Annotated in this window: 14 protein-coding genes, 1 rRNA gene and 1 riboswitch; of the genes, 12 read left to right on the plus strand and 3 right to left on the minus strand. The window is 68.7% G+C overall.

Going from position 1 to position 15,596, the window contains the following annotated elements:
* The 11 genes from rrf to ABZ208_RS26110 all read left to right on the plus strand — a co-directional run.
* Positions 1 to 91, plus strand: a 5S ribosomal RNA gene (gene rrf, locus ABZ208_RS26060); the annotation flags it as partial.
* 146 nt (positions 92 to 237) lie between these two features.
* Positions 238 to 846, plus strand: a complete 609-nt coding sequence (locus ABZ208_RS26065; RefSeq protein WP_356911886.1) for a CDP-alcohol phosphatidyltransferase family protein — start codon at positions 238 to 240, stop codon at positions 844 to 846.
* Positions 847 to 960: 114 nt separating this feature from the next.
* Complete coding sequence (locus ABZ208_RS26070; RefSeq protein WP_356911887.1) at positions 961 to 3,456, plus strand: mannose-1-phosphate guanyltransferase; 2,496 nt, start codon at positions 961 to 963, stop codon at positions 3,454 to 3,456.
* Positions 3,457 to 3,554: 98 nt separating this feature from the next.
* Entirely contained in the window at positions 3,555 to 4,484 is a 930-nt protein-coding gene (locus ABZ208_RS26075) for a DUF881 domain-containing protein (protein WP_356911888.1), read from the plus strand.
* The gene (locus tag ABZ208_RS26080) at positions 4,481 to 4,813 is read left to right on the plus strand and encodes a small basic family protein (protein ID WP_356911889.1); all 333 of its coding nucleotides are present in this window, start codon (positions 4,481 to 4,483) and stop codon (positions 4,811 to 4,813) included. Before ABZ208_RS26075 ends, ABZ208_RS26080 begins: the two co-directional genes overlap by 4 nt.
* Positions 4,814 to 4,818: 5 nt before the next feature.
* Complete coding sequence (locus ABZ208_RS26085; RefSeq protein ID WP_356911890.1) at positions 4,819 to 5,706, plus strand: DUF881 domain-containing protein; 888 nt, start codon at positions 4,819 to 4,821, stop codon at positions 5,704 to 5,706.
* An 82-nt stretch (positions 5,707 to 5,788) separates the two neighbouring features.
* Entirely contained in the window at positions 5,789 to 6,736 is a 948-nt protein-coding gene (locus ABZ208_RS26090; RefSeq protein WP_356911974.1) for an FHA domain-containing protein, read from the plus strand.
* Between the two features lie 42 nt (positions 6,737 to 6,778).
* The gene (locus ABZ208_RS26095) at positions 6,779 to 7,525 is read left to right on the plus strand and encodes a MerR family transcriptional regulator (protein ID WP_356911891.1); all 747 of its coding nucleotides are present in this window, start codon (positions 6,779 to 6,781) and stop codon (positions 7,523 to 7,525) included.
* Between the two features lie 53 nt (positions 7,526 to 7,578).
* Positions 7,579 to 8,052, plus strand: a complete 474-nt coding sequence (locus ABZ208_RS26100; RefSeq protein WP_026281837.1) for a bifunctional nuclease family protein — start codon at positions 7,579 to 7,581, stop codon at positions 8,050 to 8,052.
* Positions 8,053 to 8,224: 172 nt separating this feature from the next.
* Positions 8,225 to 8,821 carry a MerR family transcriptional regulator gene (locus ABZ208_RS26105; protein ID WP_328403050.1) on the plus strand — a complete coding sequence of 199 codons (597 nt, stop codon included), beginning with the start codon at positions 8,225 to 8,227 and terminating at the stop codon, positions 8,819 to 8,821.
* Positions 8,822 to 8,900: 79 nt separating this feature from the next.
* Positions 8,901 to 10,397, plus strand: coding sequence for a DNA polymerase IV (locus ABZ208_RS26110; protein WP_356911892.1), 1,497 nt, complete (start codon positions 8,901 to 8,903; stop codon positions 10,395 to 10,397).
* Here ABZ208_RS26110 and ABZ208_RS26115 read toward each other — a convergent pair.
* Positions 10,307 to 10,690, minus strand: coding sequence for a PRC-barrel domain-containing protein (locus ABZ208_RS26115; protein ID WP_356911893.1), 384 nt, complete (start codon positions 10,688 to 10,690; stop codon positions 10,307 to 10,309). The two genes, ABZ208_RS26110 and ABZ208_RS26115, sit on opposite strands and share 91 nt — an antisense overlap.
* A gap of 114 nt (positions 10,691 to 10,804) precedes the next feature.
* Positions 10,805 to 10,902: riboswitch (glycine riboswitch) on the plus strand.
* Positions 10,903 to 11,079: 177 nt separating this feature from the next.
* On the opposite strand from ABZ208_RS26115, the gene gcvP reads away from it, so the two are divergent.
* Positions 11,080 to 13,965: an aminomethyl-transferring glycine dehydrogenase gene (gcvP, locus tag ABZ208_RS26120; RefSeq protein ID WP_356911894.1), complete on the plus strand. Its 2,886-nt coding sequence runs from the start codon at positions 11,080 to 11,082 to the stop codon at positions 13,963 to 13,965.
* 86 nt (positions 13,966 to 14,051) lie between these two features.
* On the opposite strand, the gene ABZ208_RS26125 is transcribed toward gcvP, so the two are convergent.
* Both ABZ208_RS26125 and ABZ208_RS26130 read right to left on the minus strand, forming a co-directional pair.
* Complete coding sequence (locus ABZ208_RS26125; protein WP_328403058.1) at positions 14,052 to 14,249, minus strand: DUF5999 family protein; 198 nt, start codon at positions 14,247 to 14,249, stop codon at positions 14,052 to 14,054.
* A gap of 297 nt (positions 14,250 to 14,546) precedes the next feature.
* Positions 14,547 to 15,134, minus strand: coding sequence for a hypothetical protein (locus ABZ208_RS26130; RefSeq protein ID WP_356911895.1), 588 nt, complete (start codon positions 15,132 to 15,134; stop codon positions 14,547 to 14,549).
* Positions 15,135 to 15,596: the final 462 nt, after the last annotated feature.

Raw genomic sequence — 15,596 nt, forward strand, 5'->3', positions numbered from 1 at the left:
GCCCGGTTACATTCCGAACCCGGAAGCTAAGCCTTTCAGCGCCGATGGTACTGCAGGGGGGACCCTGTGGGAGAGTAGGACGCCGCCGAACAATCTTTGTGAAAAGCCCCGCACCGGGTTACGGTGCGGGGCTTTTCTGCGTTCAGGGGCAGTCCTGATACCCCTGTGCAGGAGACCCCGATGGCTGACGGTAAGGTCATGAGGCATCGTTGGTACGTTCCACACAGGAGGCCCCGGGTGGAGGTCCAGGAGACCCGCGTTCAGACGGACCGGGTACTCACCATCCCCAACATCCTCAGCATGGCGCGTCTTGTCGGCGTGCCGCTCTTCCTGTGGCTGATTCTCCGCCCCGAGTTCGGCGGCCCCAAGAGCGATGGCTGGGCACTGCTGGTACTCATGCTGAGCGGCGTCAGCGACTATCTTGACGGCAAGCTCGCCCGACGCTGGAACCAGATCAGCAGCCTGGGCCGGATCCTCGATCCGGCCGCCGACCGTTTGTACATCCTGTCCACCCTGGTCGGACTGACGTGGCGCGAGATTCTGCCGCTCTGGCTGACGCTCGCCCTTTTGGCACGAGAACTGATGCTGCTGGTGATGGTGGGCATCCTTCGCCGGCACGGCTATCCCCCGCCGCAGGTGAACTTCCTCGGCAAGGCGGCCACCTTCAACCTCATGTACGCCTTCCCCTTGCTGCTCCTGAGTGACGGAGTGGGGTGGCTTGCGTCACTCGCCGCGATTTTCGGATGGGCGTTCGCCGGATGGGGTACAACTCTCTATTGGTGGGCAGGGATCCTCTATGTGGTCCAGGTCCGCCGACTCGTCAAGGCGGACGCAGTGGCCGATTGACCTCGTCGGCGCGGTGCCGTGCAGTGTCGCCGGCCGCGCATGACGCCAAAGGGCCTCATTTTGGGCGGGTGAAGTCGGCTAGACCGTCGTCTCTTCAAGGAGGACGCTTCCGACATGAAGGCCGTCGTGATGGCCGGTGGCGAAGGAACCCGGCTTCGCCCCATGACGTCGAGTATGCCCAAGCCGCTCCTGCCGGTGGCCAATCGGCCGATCATGGAGCATGTGCTTCGGCTGCTCAAGCGGCACGGGCTCAATGAGACCGTCGTTACCGTGCAGTTTCTCGCCTCGCTCGTCAAGAACTACTTCGGTGACGGCGAAGAGCTCGGGATGGAGCTCACCTATGCCAATGAGGAGAAGCCACTCGGCACCGCGGGAAGTGTGAAGAATGCCGAGGAAGCGCTGAAGGACGACGCGTTCCTCGTCATTTCCGGGGATGCCCTCACCGACTTCGACCTCACGGACCTCATCGCCTTCCACAAGGAGAAAGGGGCACTGGTCACCGTCTGTCTGACGCGTGTACCGAATCCGCTGGAATTCGGTATCACGATCGTCGACGAAGAAGGAAAGGTCGAGCGCTTCCTGGAGAAGCCGACCTGGGGCCAGGTCTTCTCGGACACCGTCAACACGGGCATCTATGTCATGGAGCCCGAAGTCTTCGACTACGTCGAAGCCGATGTGTCGGTCGACTGGTCCGGGGACGTCTTCCCCCAGCTCATGAAGGAAGGCAAGCCGATCTACGGCTACATCGCCGAGGGCTACTGGGAAGATGTGGGCACCCATGAGAGCTATGTGAAGGCTCAGGCCGATGTCCTCGAGGGCAAGGTGCAGGTGGAGCTCGACGGGTTCGAGATCTCGCCGGGTGTCTGGGTCGCCGAAGGCGCCGAGGTGCACCCCGAGGCGGTTCTGCGGGGCCCGCTGTACATCGGTGACTACGCCAAGATCGAAGCCGGCGTGGAGCTCCGCGAGCACACCGTCATCGGCTCCAACGTCGTCGTCAAGAGCGGGGCATTCCTGCACCGGGCCGTGATCCACGACAACGTCTACATCGGCCAGCACTGCAATCTCCGCGGCTGTGTCATCGGCAAGAACACCGACATCATGCGCGCCGCGCGCATCGAGGACGGTGCGGTGATCGGTGACGAGTGCCTGGTGGGCGAAGAATCGATTGTCCAGGGAAACGTGCGGGTCTATCCGTTCAAGACCATCGAGGCCGGTGCGTTCGTCAACACGTCGGTGATCTGGGAGTCGAGGGGGCAGGCGCATCTGTTCGGCACCCGCGGCGTCTCCGGGATCCTGAACGTGGAGATCACGCCCGAGCTCGCGGTGCGGCTGGCAGGCGCGTACGCCACCACCCTCAAGAAGGGTGCGACCGTCACCACCGCGCGCGACCACTCGCGTGGTGCGCGAGCCTTGAAACGGGCGGTCATCTCCGCGCTCCAGGCCAGTGCCATCGACGTACGCGACCTGGAGAACGTGCCGCTGCCCGTGGCACGGCAGCAGACCGCGCGCGGCAGCGCGGGCGGAATCATGATCCGTACGTCTCCGGGTGTGCCCGACTCCGTCGACATCATGTTCTTCGACGAACGTGGCGCCGATCTCTCCCAGGGCGGTCAGCGGAAGCTGGACCGCGTGTTCGCCCGCCAGGAGTACCGCCGGGCCTTCCCCGGTGAGATCGGGGATCTGCACTTTCCGTCCAGCGTCTTCGACTCGTACACCGGGTCCCTGCTGCGCAATGTGGACACGTCCGGGATCGCGGAGTCCGGCCTGAAGGTCGTCATCGACGCGTCGAACGGCAGCGCCGGGCTCGTACTGCCGAGCCTGCTCGGACGCCTGGGTGTGGACGCCTTGACGATCAACCCGGGTCTCGACGAGGCCCGGCCCACGGAGACGGCCGACACCCGCAGGTCGGGACTGGTACGCCTGGGCGAGATCGTCGCTTCCGCACGAGCGGCGTTCGGCGTGCGGTTCGACCCCGTCGGTGAACGGTTCTCGCTCGTCGACGAGCGGGGCCGGATCGTCGAGGACGACCGAGCGCTGCTGGTGCTGCTGGACCTGGTGGCCGCCGAGCGGCGCAGCGGTCGGGTCGCGCTGCCGGTGACGACCACGAGGATCGCCGAGCAGGTGGCGGCGTATCACGGCACGCAGGTGGAGTGGACGACCACATCGCCCGACGACCTCACCCGGGTCGGCCGGGAGGAGACCACCATCTTCGGCGGCGACGGCCGGGGCGGCTTCATCATCCCGGAGTTCAGCAGTGTGTTCGACGGATCGGCCGCGTTCGTGCGGTTGGTGGGTCTGGTGGCCCGGACGCAGCTCACGCTCAGCCAGATCGATGCCCGGATCCCGCGGGCACATGTGCTGAAGCGTGATCTGCCGACCCCGTGGGCCGTGAAGGGGCTGGTGATGAGGCGCGTCGTCGAGGCGGCCGGTGACCGGCACGTCGACACGACCGACGGAGTCCGCGTGGTGGAGGCCGACGGGCGCTGGGTCATGGTGCTCCCGGACCCCGCCGAGGCCGTCACTCATCTGTGGGCAGAAGGGCCGGACGACACGTCGGCGCAGGCCCTGCTGGACGAGTGGGCCGCGGTCGTCGACAGCGCAGGTCACTGAGGTGTGAGCCGGTGTGCCGGCAGTCGTCCGAGGACGGCTTCCGGCACACCGGTGGGGCCATTCGGCGGTAGCGGCCGCGACGTGCGACGATGTGCGGCATGTCGCAGCAGCCCCCCGTTCGGAGCACCGGTTCCCCGCCCGCGCGTCCGGATGCCTCCATGTCGCTGCTGACGAACGTCATGGAGCACAGCCTCGACGACGGATACGCGGAGGCGACGGCGCGCAGGCAGGCCGAGGGCGGGGGACTGCCCCGTACCCTCAGGGCCAAGCTGGGGCTTGCCGCCGGGCTGGTCATCGCGGCAGTCATCGTCACCGTCGGTGCCGCGCAGGCGCAGATATCGGCTCCCGTGCTCGCCAAGGAACGTGAGGAGCTCATCGACCGCGTCGACGCGCAGACCGAGGCCGTGGACGAGCTGGAGCGGAACGTCGAGGCGCTCCGGAGTGAGGTCGAGGAGCAGCAGCGCAAAGCCCTCAAGACGCAGGGTGGGGACCAGAGCGATCTCGTCGCGCTGCTGGCCGGAGCGACCGAGGTCGCGGGGCCGGGAGTCAAACTCGTCGTCGACGACGCCGAGGAGTCCGACGAGGGCGGCGGGGGACCGCGTGAGAGCAGCGGCTTCTCCGACACGGGACGGGTACGGGACCGCGATCTGCAGCGGGTCGTCAACGGTCTGTGGGAGTCGGGCGCCGATGCCGTCGCGATCAACGGCCAGCGGTTGACGGCCCTGTCGGCGATCCGCGCCGCGGGCGACGCCATACTGGTCGACAACAGGCCGCTGGTACCGCCGTACACGGTGCTGGCGGTGGGGGACGGGAAGAAGTTGAGCACCGCGTTCCAGGACAGTGCCGACGGGCACTATCTGGACGCGCTGCGGGAGAACTTCGGGATCCGGTCCAGTATTTCGGACGAGGAAACGGTGCGCCTGCCCGCTGCCCCGAGCTTGATCGTACGTACAGCAGAGCCGAAGACCGCCGACGCCGCCCGGAGCGGCAGGCCGGAGACGGCAGACACAGGGAAGGGCACATCGTGATCGCCGTACTGGGCCTCGTCGTGGGAGTCGTGGTCGGACTGTTGGTCCGGCCCGAAGTGCCGGCGGTGGTCGAGCCCTATCTCCCGATCGCGGTCGTCGCGGCGCTCGACGCCGTGTTCGGCGGTCTGCGGGCCATGCTCGACGGCATCTTCGTCGACAAGGTCTTCGTGGTCTCCTTCCTGTCGAACGTGGTGGTCGCCGCGCTGATCGTGTTTCTCGGCGACAAGCTGGGCGTCGGCGCCCAGCTGTCCACCGGTGTGGTCGTGGTGCTCGGAATCCGGATCTTCTCCAACGCCGCCGCCATCCGCCGGCACGTGTTGAGGGCGTGATGCGGATGAGTAACGAAGAGAACCCGAAGGACGAGGAGCGGGGGGCGGAGCCGTCGCAGCAGCCGGCGTCGCAGCCCGCCCCACCGGCCGCCCCGGCGGACCTTCCGCCGGCCCCGCAGCCGGACACCGAACCGTCGGCTCCCGCCCCGCCGGCCGCCTCCGCCGCCGAGCCGCAGACCGGACGCCAGCGGCTGCTGGCGTCGCTGTGGCCGCCGCGGGCGTCCCGGGCCCAACTCGTCGTCGCCCTGCTGCTGTTCGTGCTCGGTCTCGGACTTGCCATTCAGGTCCGGTCGAACAGCGAGGACAGCGCCCTGCGCGGTGCGCGTCAGGAGGACCTGGTGCGCATCCTCGACGAACTCGACAACCGCACCCAGAGGCTCGAGGACGAGAAGCAGCGTCTGGAGGACCAGCGCACCGAGTTGGAGAACAGCTCGGACCAGGCGGAAGAGGCCCGGAAGCAGACGCTCCAGAAGGAACAGCAGCTCGGGATCCTGGCCGGCACGGTCGCGGCCGAGGGCCCGGGCATCACGCTGACCATCGACGACCCGACGGGCATCGTGGAGCCGGACAAGCTGCTCGACGCGATCCAGGAGCTGCGCGCCGCCGGTGCCGAGGCGATACAGGTCAACGACGTGAGGGTGGTGGCCGACACCTACCTCTCCGGGACGGCGGGCGACATCCAGGTGGACCGGAAGCCGGTCACCGCCCCGTACCGTTTCAAAGTCATCGGCAAGCCGCAGGATCTGGAACCTGCCCTGAACATTCCGGGCGGTGTGGTGCAGACCTTGGAGAAGGAGCAGGCCACCGCAACGGTGGCCCGTTCGGACAAGATCGTTGTCGATGCCTTGCGACCGGCGGAGCGGCCTGACTACGCTCGGTCGTCGTCGCAGTGAGACGGGGGATCATGAGGGCTGCCGGACCAGGGCATGAGCATGCAGGGGGGCGACGCACCACACATGTGGTGCGTGGTGGAAACTGTCTGACGGATACGGACGTTGTGAAGGTGTCCGGGTCGGCAGGTGTGGTCGTCGAGAGGTCGTCCTGCCCCACGGGCGGGTCTATTTCGGTCAAGGGGAAACGCCCGTGAAGTTGTTTTCGAAGTGGTTCGGCAAGAGCGCGCGCGAGGACGGCGGCAACGCCAGACATCGCGCTCCGCGCCATGGCCAGAGTGAGGATCAGGGCGCCGACCGCCCGCTGTTCCGGGACGAGGTCGCTGGTCCGGGCGGTGACAATTCGGGCGGACAGGGCGCGTCGTCTGTTGACCCTGCAGGTTCCGGCCGCATAGGTTTCGGAGAACCATCAACCTCAAGTACGGGTGGAGGGTTTTCCTCCGATCCGTATGCCACCAATCCTCACGCGGGACAGTCGGGGCAGGAGGATCCGTCCATGGCGGGCTTGCCGGTTTGTACGAGGTGCGGACACCGGAACACCGAGGCCGGCCGGTTCTGCTCCAACTGCGGTGCGCCGCTTCGCGGAGCGGCGGCGGAGCGCCCCTCGGAGACGACCTCGACCATCTCCATCTCCGGTATCGAGGCGTACGACTCGGAGGTGACGGGTCAGACCGCGGTTCCTTCGCTCTCCCCGGAGGCCCAGGCCGCGGTCGATGCCCTGCCGCTCGGCTCGGCGCTCCTCGTGGTGCGCCGCGGTCCGAACTCGGGCAGCCGCTTCCTGCTGGACGGCGACCTGACCACGGCCGGCCGTCACCCGCAGAGCGACATCTTCCTCGACGACGTGACGGTCTCTCGGCGGCATGTGGAGTTCCGCCGGAGCCCGGACGGCCTCTTCAGCGTCGCCGATGTCGGCAGCCTGAACGGCACATACGTCAACCGTGAGCGGATCGACTCGGTGGTCCTGGCGAACGGTGACGAGGTTCAGATCGGCAAGTACCGGCTGGTCTTCTATGCGAGCCAGCGGGGCGTGTGACCCTCCCCCGGACTCCGTTCGGGGGGACCCCAAGGAAGGTCCATGCTGCGAACACCGACGGGCGGTGCCGGCCACGGCACCGCCACCGGGGGCGACACGCTGATGAGCATCGGCACGGTGCTCGCCCACCTGCGTGACGAGTTTCCCGAGGTCACGATCTCCAAGATCCGTTTCCTGGAGACCGAGGGGCTCGTCGAACCGCGCCGGACGCCGTCCGGGTACCGCAAGTTCACCGCAAGGGACGTCGAGCGGCTTGCGCTGGTGCTGCGGATGCAGCGCGACCACTACCTTCCCCTCAAGGTGATCCGGGAGCAGCTGGACGCCCTGGAGCGCGGTGAACCCCTTCAGCTGCCCGCGCAGGGCCCGCAGCGGGAGCTGTTCGACGGAACCTGGGACCCGGCGGAGGGCGAGCGCCCGACGGCCGCCCGGATCGGCCGTGCGGAGCTGCTGGCCGCCGCCGAGTTCGGCGAGGAGGAACTCGCCGAGTGGGAGTCGTACGGCCTGCTCACGCCCGACGAGGACGGCGGATACGACTCCGAGGCGATCACCGTCGCCCGGTTGGTCGCGGATCTGGGCAGATTCGGTCTCGAACCTCGACATCTGCGAGCGATGAAGGCCTCCGCCGAACGCGACGCCGGCCTTGTCGAGCAGGTGGTGGCACCCCTTCGGCGGCATCGGAATCCGCAGACCAGAGCGCATGCCGAGGCGACGACCAAGGAGCTTGCGGCACTGTCCGTACGGCTGCACGCCGCCCTGGTGCAGACCGCTCTCGGGGTCCGGCTGCACTGATCATGGGGGAGCCCGACTACCCAAACCGGTCGGGCACGTCCTAGGGTTGCTGTGTGAACGAGCTCGACGTTGTGGGTGTCCGGGTCGAAATGCCCTCGAACCAACCGATCGTGCTCCTGCGTGAAGTGGGAGGCGACAGGTACCTCCCTATTTGGATCGGTCCAGGGGAGGCGACCGCCATTGCTTTCGCGCAGCAGGGCATGGCCCCCGCCAGGCCGCTGACGCACGACCTGTTCAAGGACGTGCTGGAGGCCGTCGGGCAGGAGCTCACCGAGGTCCGCATCACGGATCTGCGTGAGGGCGTGTTCTATGCGGAGCTGGTCTTCGCCAGTGGGGTCGAGGTGAGCGCCCGGCCGTCGGACGCCATAGCGCTGGCGCTGCGCACCGGTACGCCGATCTACGGCAGCGACGGGGTGCTCGACGACGCCGGTATCGCGATCCCGGACGAGCAGGAGGACGAGGTGGAGAAGTTCCGCGAGTTCCTCGACCAGATCTCGCCCGAGGATTTCGGCTCCAGCAGCCAGTGATGGTACGGACGCCCCGCCCCGCCTCGGCGCATTCGAGTAGCCTTTCCCCGGATCGGGGCACGAGAAACCACTCTCAGGGTGATTATCACTCGGCGTGCCGAGTGTGGCGATCGTTGACGCACCCCTGGTGACTGCCTACCGTCGAGGAGGCAGGTCAAGGACGGAGGTCGGCGTGAGAAGCAGCGGCGACAGTACGGCTGGGGGCGGCACCGGACGCAGTCCGGTGGAAGGCGGGCCGGTGCCGCTTCACAGCAGCGCGGCCGAACCCTCCGCCGACACCATCGGCTACCGAGGGCCCACCGCATGTGCGGCGGCCGGCATCACCTATCGGCAGCTCGACTACTGGGCGCGTACGGGCCTGGTGGAGCCGAGCGTCCGCTCGGCGTACGGATCGGGCACGCAGCGGCTCTACAGCTTTCGCGATGTGGTCGTCCTCAAGATCGTCAAACGGTTCCTGGACACCGGTGTCGCCCTGCAGAGCATCCGTACCGCGGTGCAGCACCTGCAGGACCGCGGGTTCCGCGATCTCGAACGAATGACGCTGATGAGCGACGGTGCGACGGTCTACGAGTGCTCGTCGCCCGACGAGGTCGTGGATCTGCTCCAGGGGGGCCAGGGGATCTTCGGGATCGCCGTGGGTGTCGTCTGGCGCGATGTCGAGGCCGCGCTCTCGCAACTGCACGGGGAGCGCGTCGACACGGGAGAGACCCTCGTCGGGAACAACCCCATGGACGAGCTGGCCAGGCGGCGGCGCGACCGCGCCGTCTGAACGCACCGCGCCGTCCGAACGCGGGGTGCGGGCGTTGTCACCGGCGCCGTTGTCAGTGGCGTGAGGCAGCATCGGTGGTGTGAGAACCGCGCCGACGATTCTGCATCTGGACATGGATGCCTTCTTCGCCGCTGCCGAACAGGCGGCGAAGCCTTCGTTGCGCGGGAAGCCGGTCGTCGTCGGCGGGCTCGGGCCACGCGGCGTCGTCGCCACCGCTTCGTACGAGGCCAGACGCTTCGGTGTGCACTCGGCGATGCCGATGGCGCAGGCCAGACGGCTGGCACCGAACGCGGCGTATCTGGTGCCGCGTTTCTCCCTGTACCGCGCGGTGAGCGAGCAGGTGATGGAGCTGCTGGGCACGCTCTCGCCCCTGGTGGAGCCGCTGAGCCTGGACGAGGCGTTCGTCGACCTCGAGGCGGGGGGAACGGCGGACGACTCCGCGTCGGCGCGGGCAACGGGTGAGCGGTTGCGGTCGGACATCAGGGCGGTGACCGGGCTCACCGGTTCCGTAGGTCTCGCCGGGTCCAAGATGATCGCCAAGATCGCCTCGGAGCAGGCCAAGCCCGACGGTCTGGTGCTGATAGAGCCCGGCACCGAGCGTGAGCTGCTGGGGCCGATGTCCGTGCGGACACTGCCGGGCGTGGGGCCGGCGACGGGGGAGCATCTGCGGCGTGCCGGCATGACGACCGTGGCGGACCTCGCGGAGGCGGGCGAGGACGAGCTCGTACGGCTGCTGGGCAGGGCGCACGGGACCTCGCTGTTCCGGATGGCACTCGGCCATGACGACCGGCCGGTGGTGGCCGAGCGGGACGCGAAGTCGGTTTCGGTGGAGGACACCTTCGACGTGGATCTGCACGACCGGGTGCGGGTGCGCATGGAGGTCGAGCGGCTGGCGGAGCGCTGTGTGCGGCGGCTGAGGGCGTCCGGTCACTCGGGACGGACCATCGTGCTGAAGGTGCGGCGGTTCGACTTCTCGACGCTGACGCGCTCGGAGACGCTGCGCGGTCCGACGGACGACCCGGCAGTGGTACGGGAGGCCGCAGGACGGCTGCTGGAGGCCGTGGACACCACCGGAGGCGTACGACTGCTCGGGGTGGGCGTCACGGGGCTCACGGACTACACGCAGGAGGACCTGTTCGCCCAGGCCGCCGCTGAGGACCACGGTGACCAGGGAGCCGCCTCGGAGGAGTCCGAGGCGGCCGCTGGGGGGCAGGGCAGCGGGCCGGAGGGCCCTGGGCAGGACCACGCCGCGAGCGCGCCCGAGCTGCCCGCCGAGCGCCGCTGGGCGGCCGGACATGATGTGCGGCACGCCCTGTACGGGGCGGGCTGGGTCCAGGGCAGCGGGGTGGGCCGGGTCACGGTGCGCTTCGAGGAGCCCGGTTCGGCGCCCGGACGCGTGCGCACGTTCCGGATCGCCGACCCCGATCTGGAGCCGTCGGACCCGCTGCCGCTGGTGGCGTCGCCCGCGCCGACTGCCGCGCCGGCTCAGTCCTCCTGGCCGGAGACCCGTCCGAAGGACGGGTCCCCCGACGAGGGGGCGGGCGTCTCGGGCGGTGAGGAGATGTCGAGCCCGTAGTGGTGGTAGAGCTGAAGTTCCTGTTCGGGCGAGAGGTGTCTGCCGACGCCGAAGTCGGGTGCGTCCTTGATCAGTGCGCGCTCGTAGGGGACATGGAGGGTGTTGTCGACGACCTCGCTGGGCTCCAGCGGGACGAAGGCATCGCGTCCGAACAGGCCGGTGCGCACGGCCGCCCATTCGGGTACGCCTGTGGCATCGTCCAGATACACCTCGTCGACGGTCCCGATCTTGGTGCCGTTGCGGTCGAACGCCTTGCGGCCGATCAGGCTGCGCGGATCGATGTCGGTCTGCACGGTCCCTCCAACAGGTCGCAATTGATCTGTAAGGACTACGAAAGGCTACATCTCGGGTGTCGGCCACTTGAGCGATCGGCGAGGAGGCGCGCTGGTAGGCTGGCTAGCGGCTGCTGACCCTGTGCGGGAGAGTCCTCCGGCGAAAGTGCCGGTGGCGCCGAAGGAGCAAATCCTCCCCGGAATCTCTCAGGCCCCTGTACCGCACGGGAGAGGTCACTCTGGAAAGCAGGGCGGGTGTCGGACGGCATCCGCTCTCACCGACGGTGAAAGCCGGACTGCCCGTGGGCGTCCGGTGAAACTCTCAGGTTGAGATGACAGAGGGGGAGGCCGTCCGGGCATCCGTGCCGCGATGCCCCTCGCAGGTCGTTCAAGACCAGGAGGCCTCCCATATGACCGCCAACCGCATTCCGCTTTCCCACCTGGAGCGGGGCACCCCCTTCGAACAGCGCCACATCGGCCCTGATACCGAGGCCCAGGCGAAGATGCTGGCGCAGGTCGGTTACGGGTCGCTCGACGAGCTGACCGCCGCCGCGGTCCCGGATGTGATCAAGAGCGCGGAGGCGCTCGATCTCCCCGACGCCCGCACCGAGGCCGAGGTGCTCGCCGAGCTGCGCGCGCTCGCCGACGGCAATCAGGTCCTCGCTCCCATGATCGGACTCGGGTACTACGGCACCTTCACGCCGCCGGTCATCCTGCGCAACGTCATGGAGAACCCGGCCTGGTACACCGCCTACACGCCGTACCAGCCGGAGATCTCCCAGGGCCGTCTCGAGGCGCTGCTGAACTTCCAGACCGTGGTCGCCGATCTGACCGGTCTGCCCACCTCCGGCGCCTCGCTGCTCGACGAGGGGACGGCGGCCGCCGAGGCCATGTCGCTGGCCCGTCGGGTCGGCAAGGTCAAGGACGGCGTCTTCCTGGTCGACGCCGACGCCCTGCCGCAGACCATCGCCGTGATCGAGACCCGTGCCGAGCCGACCGGCGTGGAGGTCGTCGTCGCCGACCTGAGCGACGGCATCCCGGCCGAGATCGCCGAGCGCGGCGTCTTCGGCGTCCTGCTGCAGTACCCGGGCGCCTCCGGTGCCGTACGGGATCTCGGGCCGGTCATCGAGCAGGCCCACGGGATCGGTGCGATCGTCACGGTCGCGGCGGACCTGCTGGCGCTGACGCTGCTCACCTCACCCGGTGAGCTCGGTGCGGACATCGCGATCGGTACCACCCAGCGCTTCGGCGTCCCGATGGGGTTCGGCGGCCCGCACGCCGGCTACATGGCCGTCCGCGAGAAGTTCGCCCGTAGCCTCCCCGGCCGCCTCGTCGGCGTCTCCGTGGACGCGGACGGCAACAAGGCCTACCGCCTGGCCCTGCAGACCCGCGAGCAGCACATCCGCCGCGAGAAGGCCACCAGTAACATCTGCACCGCCCAGGTGCTGCTCGCCGTCATGGCAGGCATGTACGCCGTCTACCACGGCCCGCAGGGCCTGAGGGCGATCGCCCTGCGCACCCACCGCTACGCGGCCGTCCTTGCCGAGGGCCTGCGCGCCGGCGGCGTCGAGGTCGTGCACGGCTCGTACTTCGACACGCTGACCGCCCGGGTACCGGGCAAGGCCGCCGATGTCGTGGCCGCCGCCCGCGAGAACGGGGTCAACCTGCACCTCGCCGACGCCGACCACGTCTCCATCGCCTGTGACGAGACCACGGGGCGGGCGCAGCTGACCGCCGTGTGGGCCGCCTTCGGCGTGCAGGGCGACATCGAGGCACTCGACGCGGCGATCGCCGACGCGCTGCCGGCCGGCCTGCTGCGCAGCGACGAGGTCCTCACCCACCCGGTGTTCCACCAGCACCGCTCCGAGACCGCGATGCTGCGTTACCTGCGCCGCCTCGCCGACCGCGACTACGCGCTGGACCGCGGCATGATCCCGCTCGGCTCGTGCACCATGAAGCTGAACGCGACCACCGAGATGGAGCCGGTGACGTGGCCGGAGTTCGGCCAGATGCACCCGTTCGCTCCGGTCGAGCAGGCACAGGGCTACCTCACCCTGATCCGTGAGCTGGAGGAGCGTCTCTCCGAGGTCACGGGCTACGACAAGGTGTCCATCCAGCCGAACGCCGGTTCGCAGGGCGAGCTCGCCGGTCTCCTCGCCGTACGCGCCTACCACCGCGCCAACGGCGACGACCAGCGCATCGTCTGCCTCATCCCGTCCTCCGCGCACGGCACCAACGCCGCCAGCGCGGTGATGGCCGGTATGAAGGTGGTCGTTGTGAAGACCGCCGACGACGGCGAGATCGACGTGGCGGACCTGCGCGCCAAGATCGAGCAGTTCCGCGACGAGCTCTCGGTGCTCATGATCACCTACCCGTCCACGCACGGTGTGTTCGAGGAGCACGTCGCCGACATCTGTGCCCAGGTGCACGAGGCCGGCGGCCAGGTGTACGTCGACGGCGCCAACCTCAACGCGCTGGTGGGCCTCGCCAAGCCGGGCAAGTTCGGCGGCGACGTCTCGCACCTGAACCTGCACAAGACCTTCTGCATCCCGCACGGCGGCGGCGGGCCGGGCGTCGGCCCGGTCGGTGTGCGTGCACACCTCGCCCCGTACCTGCCCAACCACCCGCTCCAGCCCACCGCGGGCCCGGAGACGGGCGTCGGCCCGATCTCGGCCGCCCCGTGGGGCTCCGCGGGCATCCTGCCGATCTCCTGGGCGTACGTCCGCCTCATGGGCGGCGAGGGCCTCAAGAGGGCGACCCAGGTGGCCGTACTCGCGGCCAACTACATCGCCAAGCGACTCGAGCCGCACTACCCGGTGCTGTACACCGGCCCGGCCGGGCTGGTCGCGCACGAGTGCATCGTGGACCTGCGCCCGTTGTCCAAGGCGACCGGGGTGAGCGTCGACGACATCGCCAAGCGGCTGATCGACTACGGCTTCCACGCGCCGACGATGTCGTTCCCGGTGGCCGGCACGCTGATGATCGAGCCCACCGAGAGCGAGGACCTGGCCGAGCTGGACCGCTTCTGCGAGACGATGATCGCGATCCGCGGCGAGATCGAGAAGGTGGCGTCGGGCGAGTGGCCCGCCGACGACAACCCGCTGCGCAACGCGCCGCACACGGCGGCCGCGCTCGGCGGTGAGTGGCAGCATGCCTACAGCCGTGACGAGGCGGTCTTCCCGGCCGGCGTGAGCGCGGCGGACAAGTACTGGCCGCCGGTGCGCCGGATCGACGGGGCGTTCGGTGACCGCAACCTCGTCTGCTCCTGCCCGCCGCTGGACGAGTACGACAACTGAGGCAGGCCCCGCCTGAGCGGGTGCACATGCATCGGGGCCGGTGCGGAGGGAAACCTCCGGGCCGGCCCCTGTCGTGTCCGGCCGCGCTAGGCGGCGGTCATGGCCTGCCGCGGCCGGTGCGGCGCGATGATCTGTCCGTCCGGCAGCAGCTCACCGGTGTCCTCGAAGAGCAGGACACCGTTGCACAGCAGGCTCCAACCCTGCTCGGGGTGGTGCGCCACGAGGCGGGCCGCCTCCCGGTCGGCGGAGTCGGAGGTGGGGCAGGGTGGCTGGTGCTGGCACATGGGTGGGTTCTTTCGCTGCGTTGTGTCGAGTGTCCTGCGGCTTGATGAGCTGTTCATCGCCGCCCCCCGTATCTGTCGGTCCGATCCCAGTGTTGCCCCACGGGAGTATTTCCGCAGGGATTTCACGGCAGCAGTTCCTTACTGCTTAATGACGTGTCACCCACGCGGACGGTTCAGCTCAACTGGGCTGTCCTTTCGGGTGGTTCCGCATGGCCCGGCCGGGCTAGTCCGGGTGGCCGTGACTGCGCCCCGCGACCGGATGGTTGCGGGGCGCGAAGGCGGGTGTCCTGCCGGCTGTCAGGCGGGAGAGCCGAGCAGCGGTGCGGGAGTCAGCCTCATGGTCATCACCGGGAGCAGGTCCGCGACACGGTGCGGCAGGTGCGCGGCGATACCCGGCGGAGCCGGTGCCAGTGGCACCAGAACGTCCGTGGGCAGCGGCGTGCCGACCGAAGCGTCGCTGTCGGTGTTGCCGTGCAGCCAGAGCGTGAGCATGTAGAGCTCCGGGATGGACAGCAGGCGTGGCTGGAAGTCGGTAACCAGCGACTCTGCCTGGCGCAGGGCCCGTTCCGTCGAGCTCAGGTACGGACCCTCGAAGAAGTGCGAGAAGGTCCAGCCGTCCGCCGTCAGCATCGTGTCCGCGGCCGCCACGGCACGGTCGCCGCTGCGGATCAGGAAGCGCCAGCCGGCGAGGCGGGTGTAAGGGGTGTGGCCGCTCGGGACGATCTGGTCCAGCACATGGACCGGGAGCGGAAGTTCGGGGCACAGAGGTCCCTGGACGGACCTCAGGGCCGGGGTGCGGGCCTCGCTGACGGCTGTGGGGGAATGGAGAGCCGCGAGGACGCTGCGCAGGGCAGGCGCGGGAGCCGGGGGAACATGCAGCGGCATGGTGGGTCGCCTCTCACTCAAGAGACAGGGTGAAGCGGGGCAGGTGCGGACGGCACTGTCGCATGCGGGGCCAGAGGAAGGCCGGAAGGCCACCGGGCGCCAACTCTCTGCCTCGTCCACGGAGTTTATACGACACGTGTTCAGGCAGTGTTTCCGCTAGCCGTCGCCCGTATTACCGGCAAGGTCACTATCGGTCCTTCTTCTGCCGCAATTCATGCTGATTTAAACGAACGCGGAGCTGCGGCCTGCGGATTCACCGAAGGAGCGGTAGGCCGAAACTGATCGGTGTTACGCCGGGCGCAGGGTGGCGGAAAGTGACGCCTGCGCCATGCCGCGGGAATGTGCCGACCGACCGCCAAGTCCCAGACTATCGGCCAAGGGCCGGCCGTGCGGGCGTTATGGATCAGAGAGTCTGGGCATTATCGTCCGTACACGAGCGGCCGATGCTGCGTGGCTGCCCAC

Origin of the sequence: Streptomyces sp. NPDC006208 (assembly GCF_040613775.1) — a bacterium.
In the GTDB taxonomy this organism is placed as follows: domain Bacteria; phylum Actinomycetota; class Actinomycetes; order Streptomycetales; family Streptomycetaceae; genus Streptomyces.

What these genes read in the sequence shown, in the direction of transcription:
- ABZ208_RS26070 (WP_356911887.1), top strand. Translation starts at nt 961, where the DNA reads ATGAAGGCCGTCGTGATGGCCGGTGGCGAAGGAACCCGGCTTCGCCCC.
- ABZ208_RS26075 (WP_356911888.1), top strand. Translation starts at nt 3,555, where the DNA reads ATGTCGCAGCAGCCCCCCGTTCGGAGCACCGGTTCCCCGCCCGCGCGT.
- ABZ208_RS26085 (WP_356911890.1), top strand. Translation starts at nt 4,819, where the DNA reads ATGAGTAACGAAGAGAACCCGAAGGACGAGGAGCGGGGGGCGGAGCCG.
- ABZ208_RS26095 (WP_356911891.1), top strand. Translation starts at nt 6,779, where the DNA reads ATGCTGCGAACACCGACGGGCGGTGCCGGCCACGGCACCGCCACCGGG.
- gcvP (WP_356911894.1), top strand. Translation starts at nt 11,080, where the DNA reads ATGACCGCCAACCGCATTCCGCTTTCCCACCTGGAGCGGGGCACCCCC.
- ABZ208_RS26125 (WP_328403058.1), bottom strand. Translation starts at nt 14,249, where the DNA reads ATGTGCCAGCACCAGCCACCCTGCCCCACCTCCGACTCCGCCGACCGG.
- ABZ208_RS26130 (WP_356911895.1), bottom strand. Translation starts at nt 15,134, where the DNA reads ATGCCGCTGCATGTTCCCCCGGCTCCCGCGCCTGCCCTGCGCAGCGTC.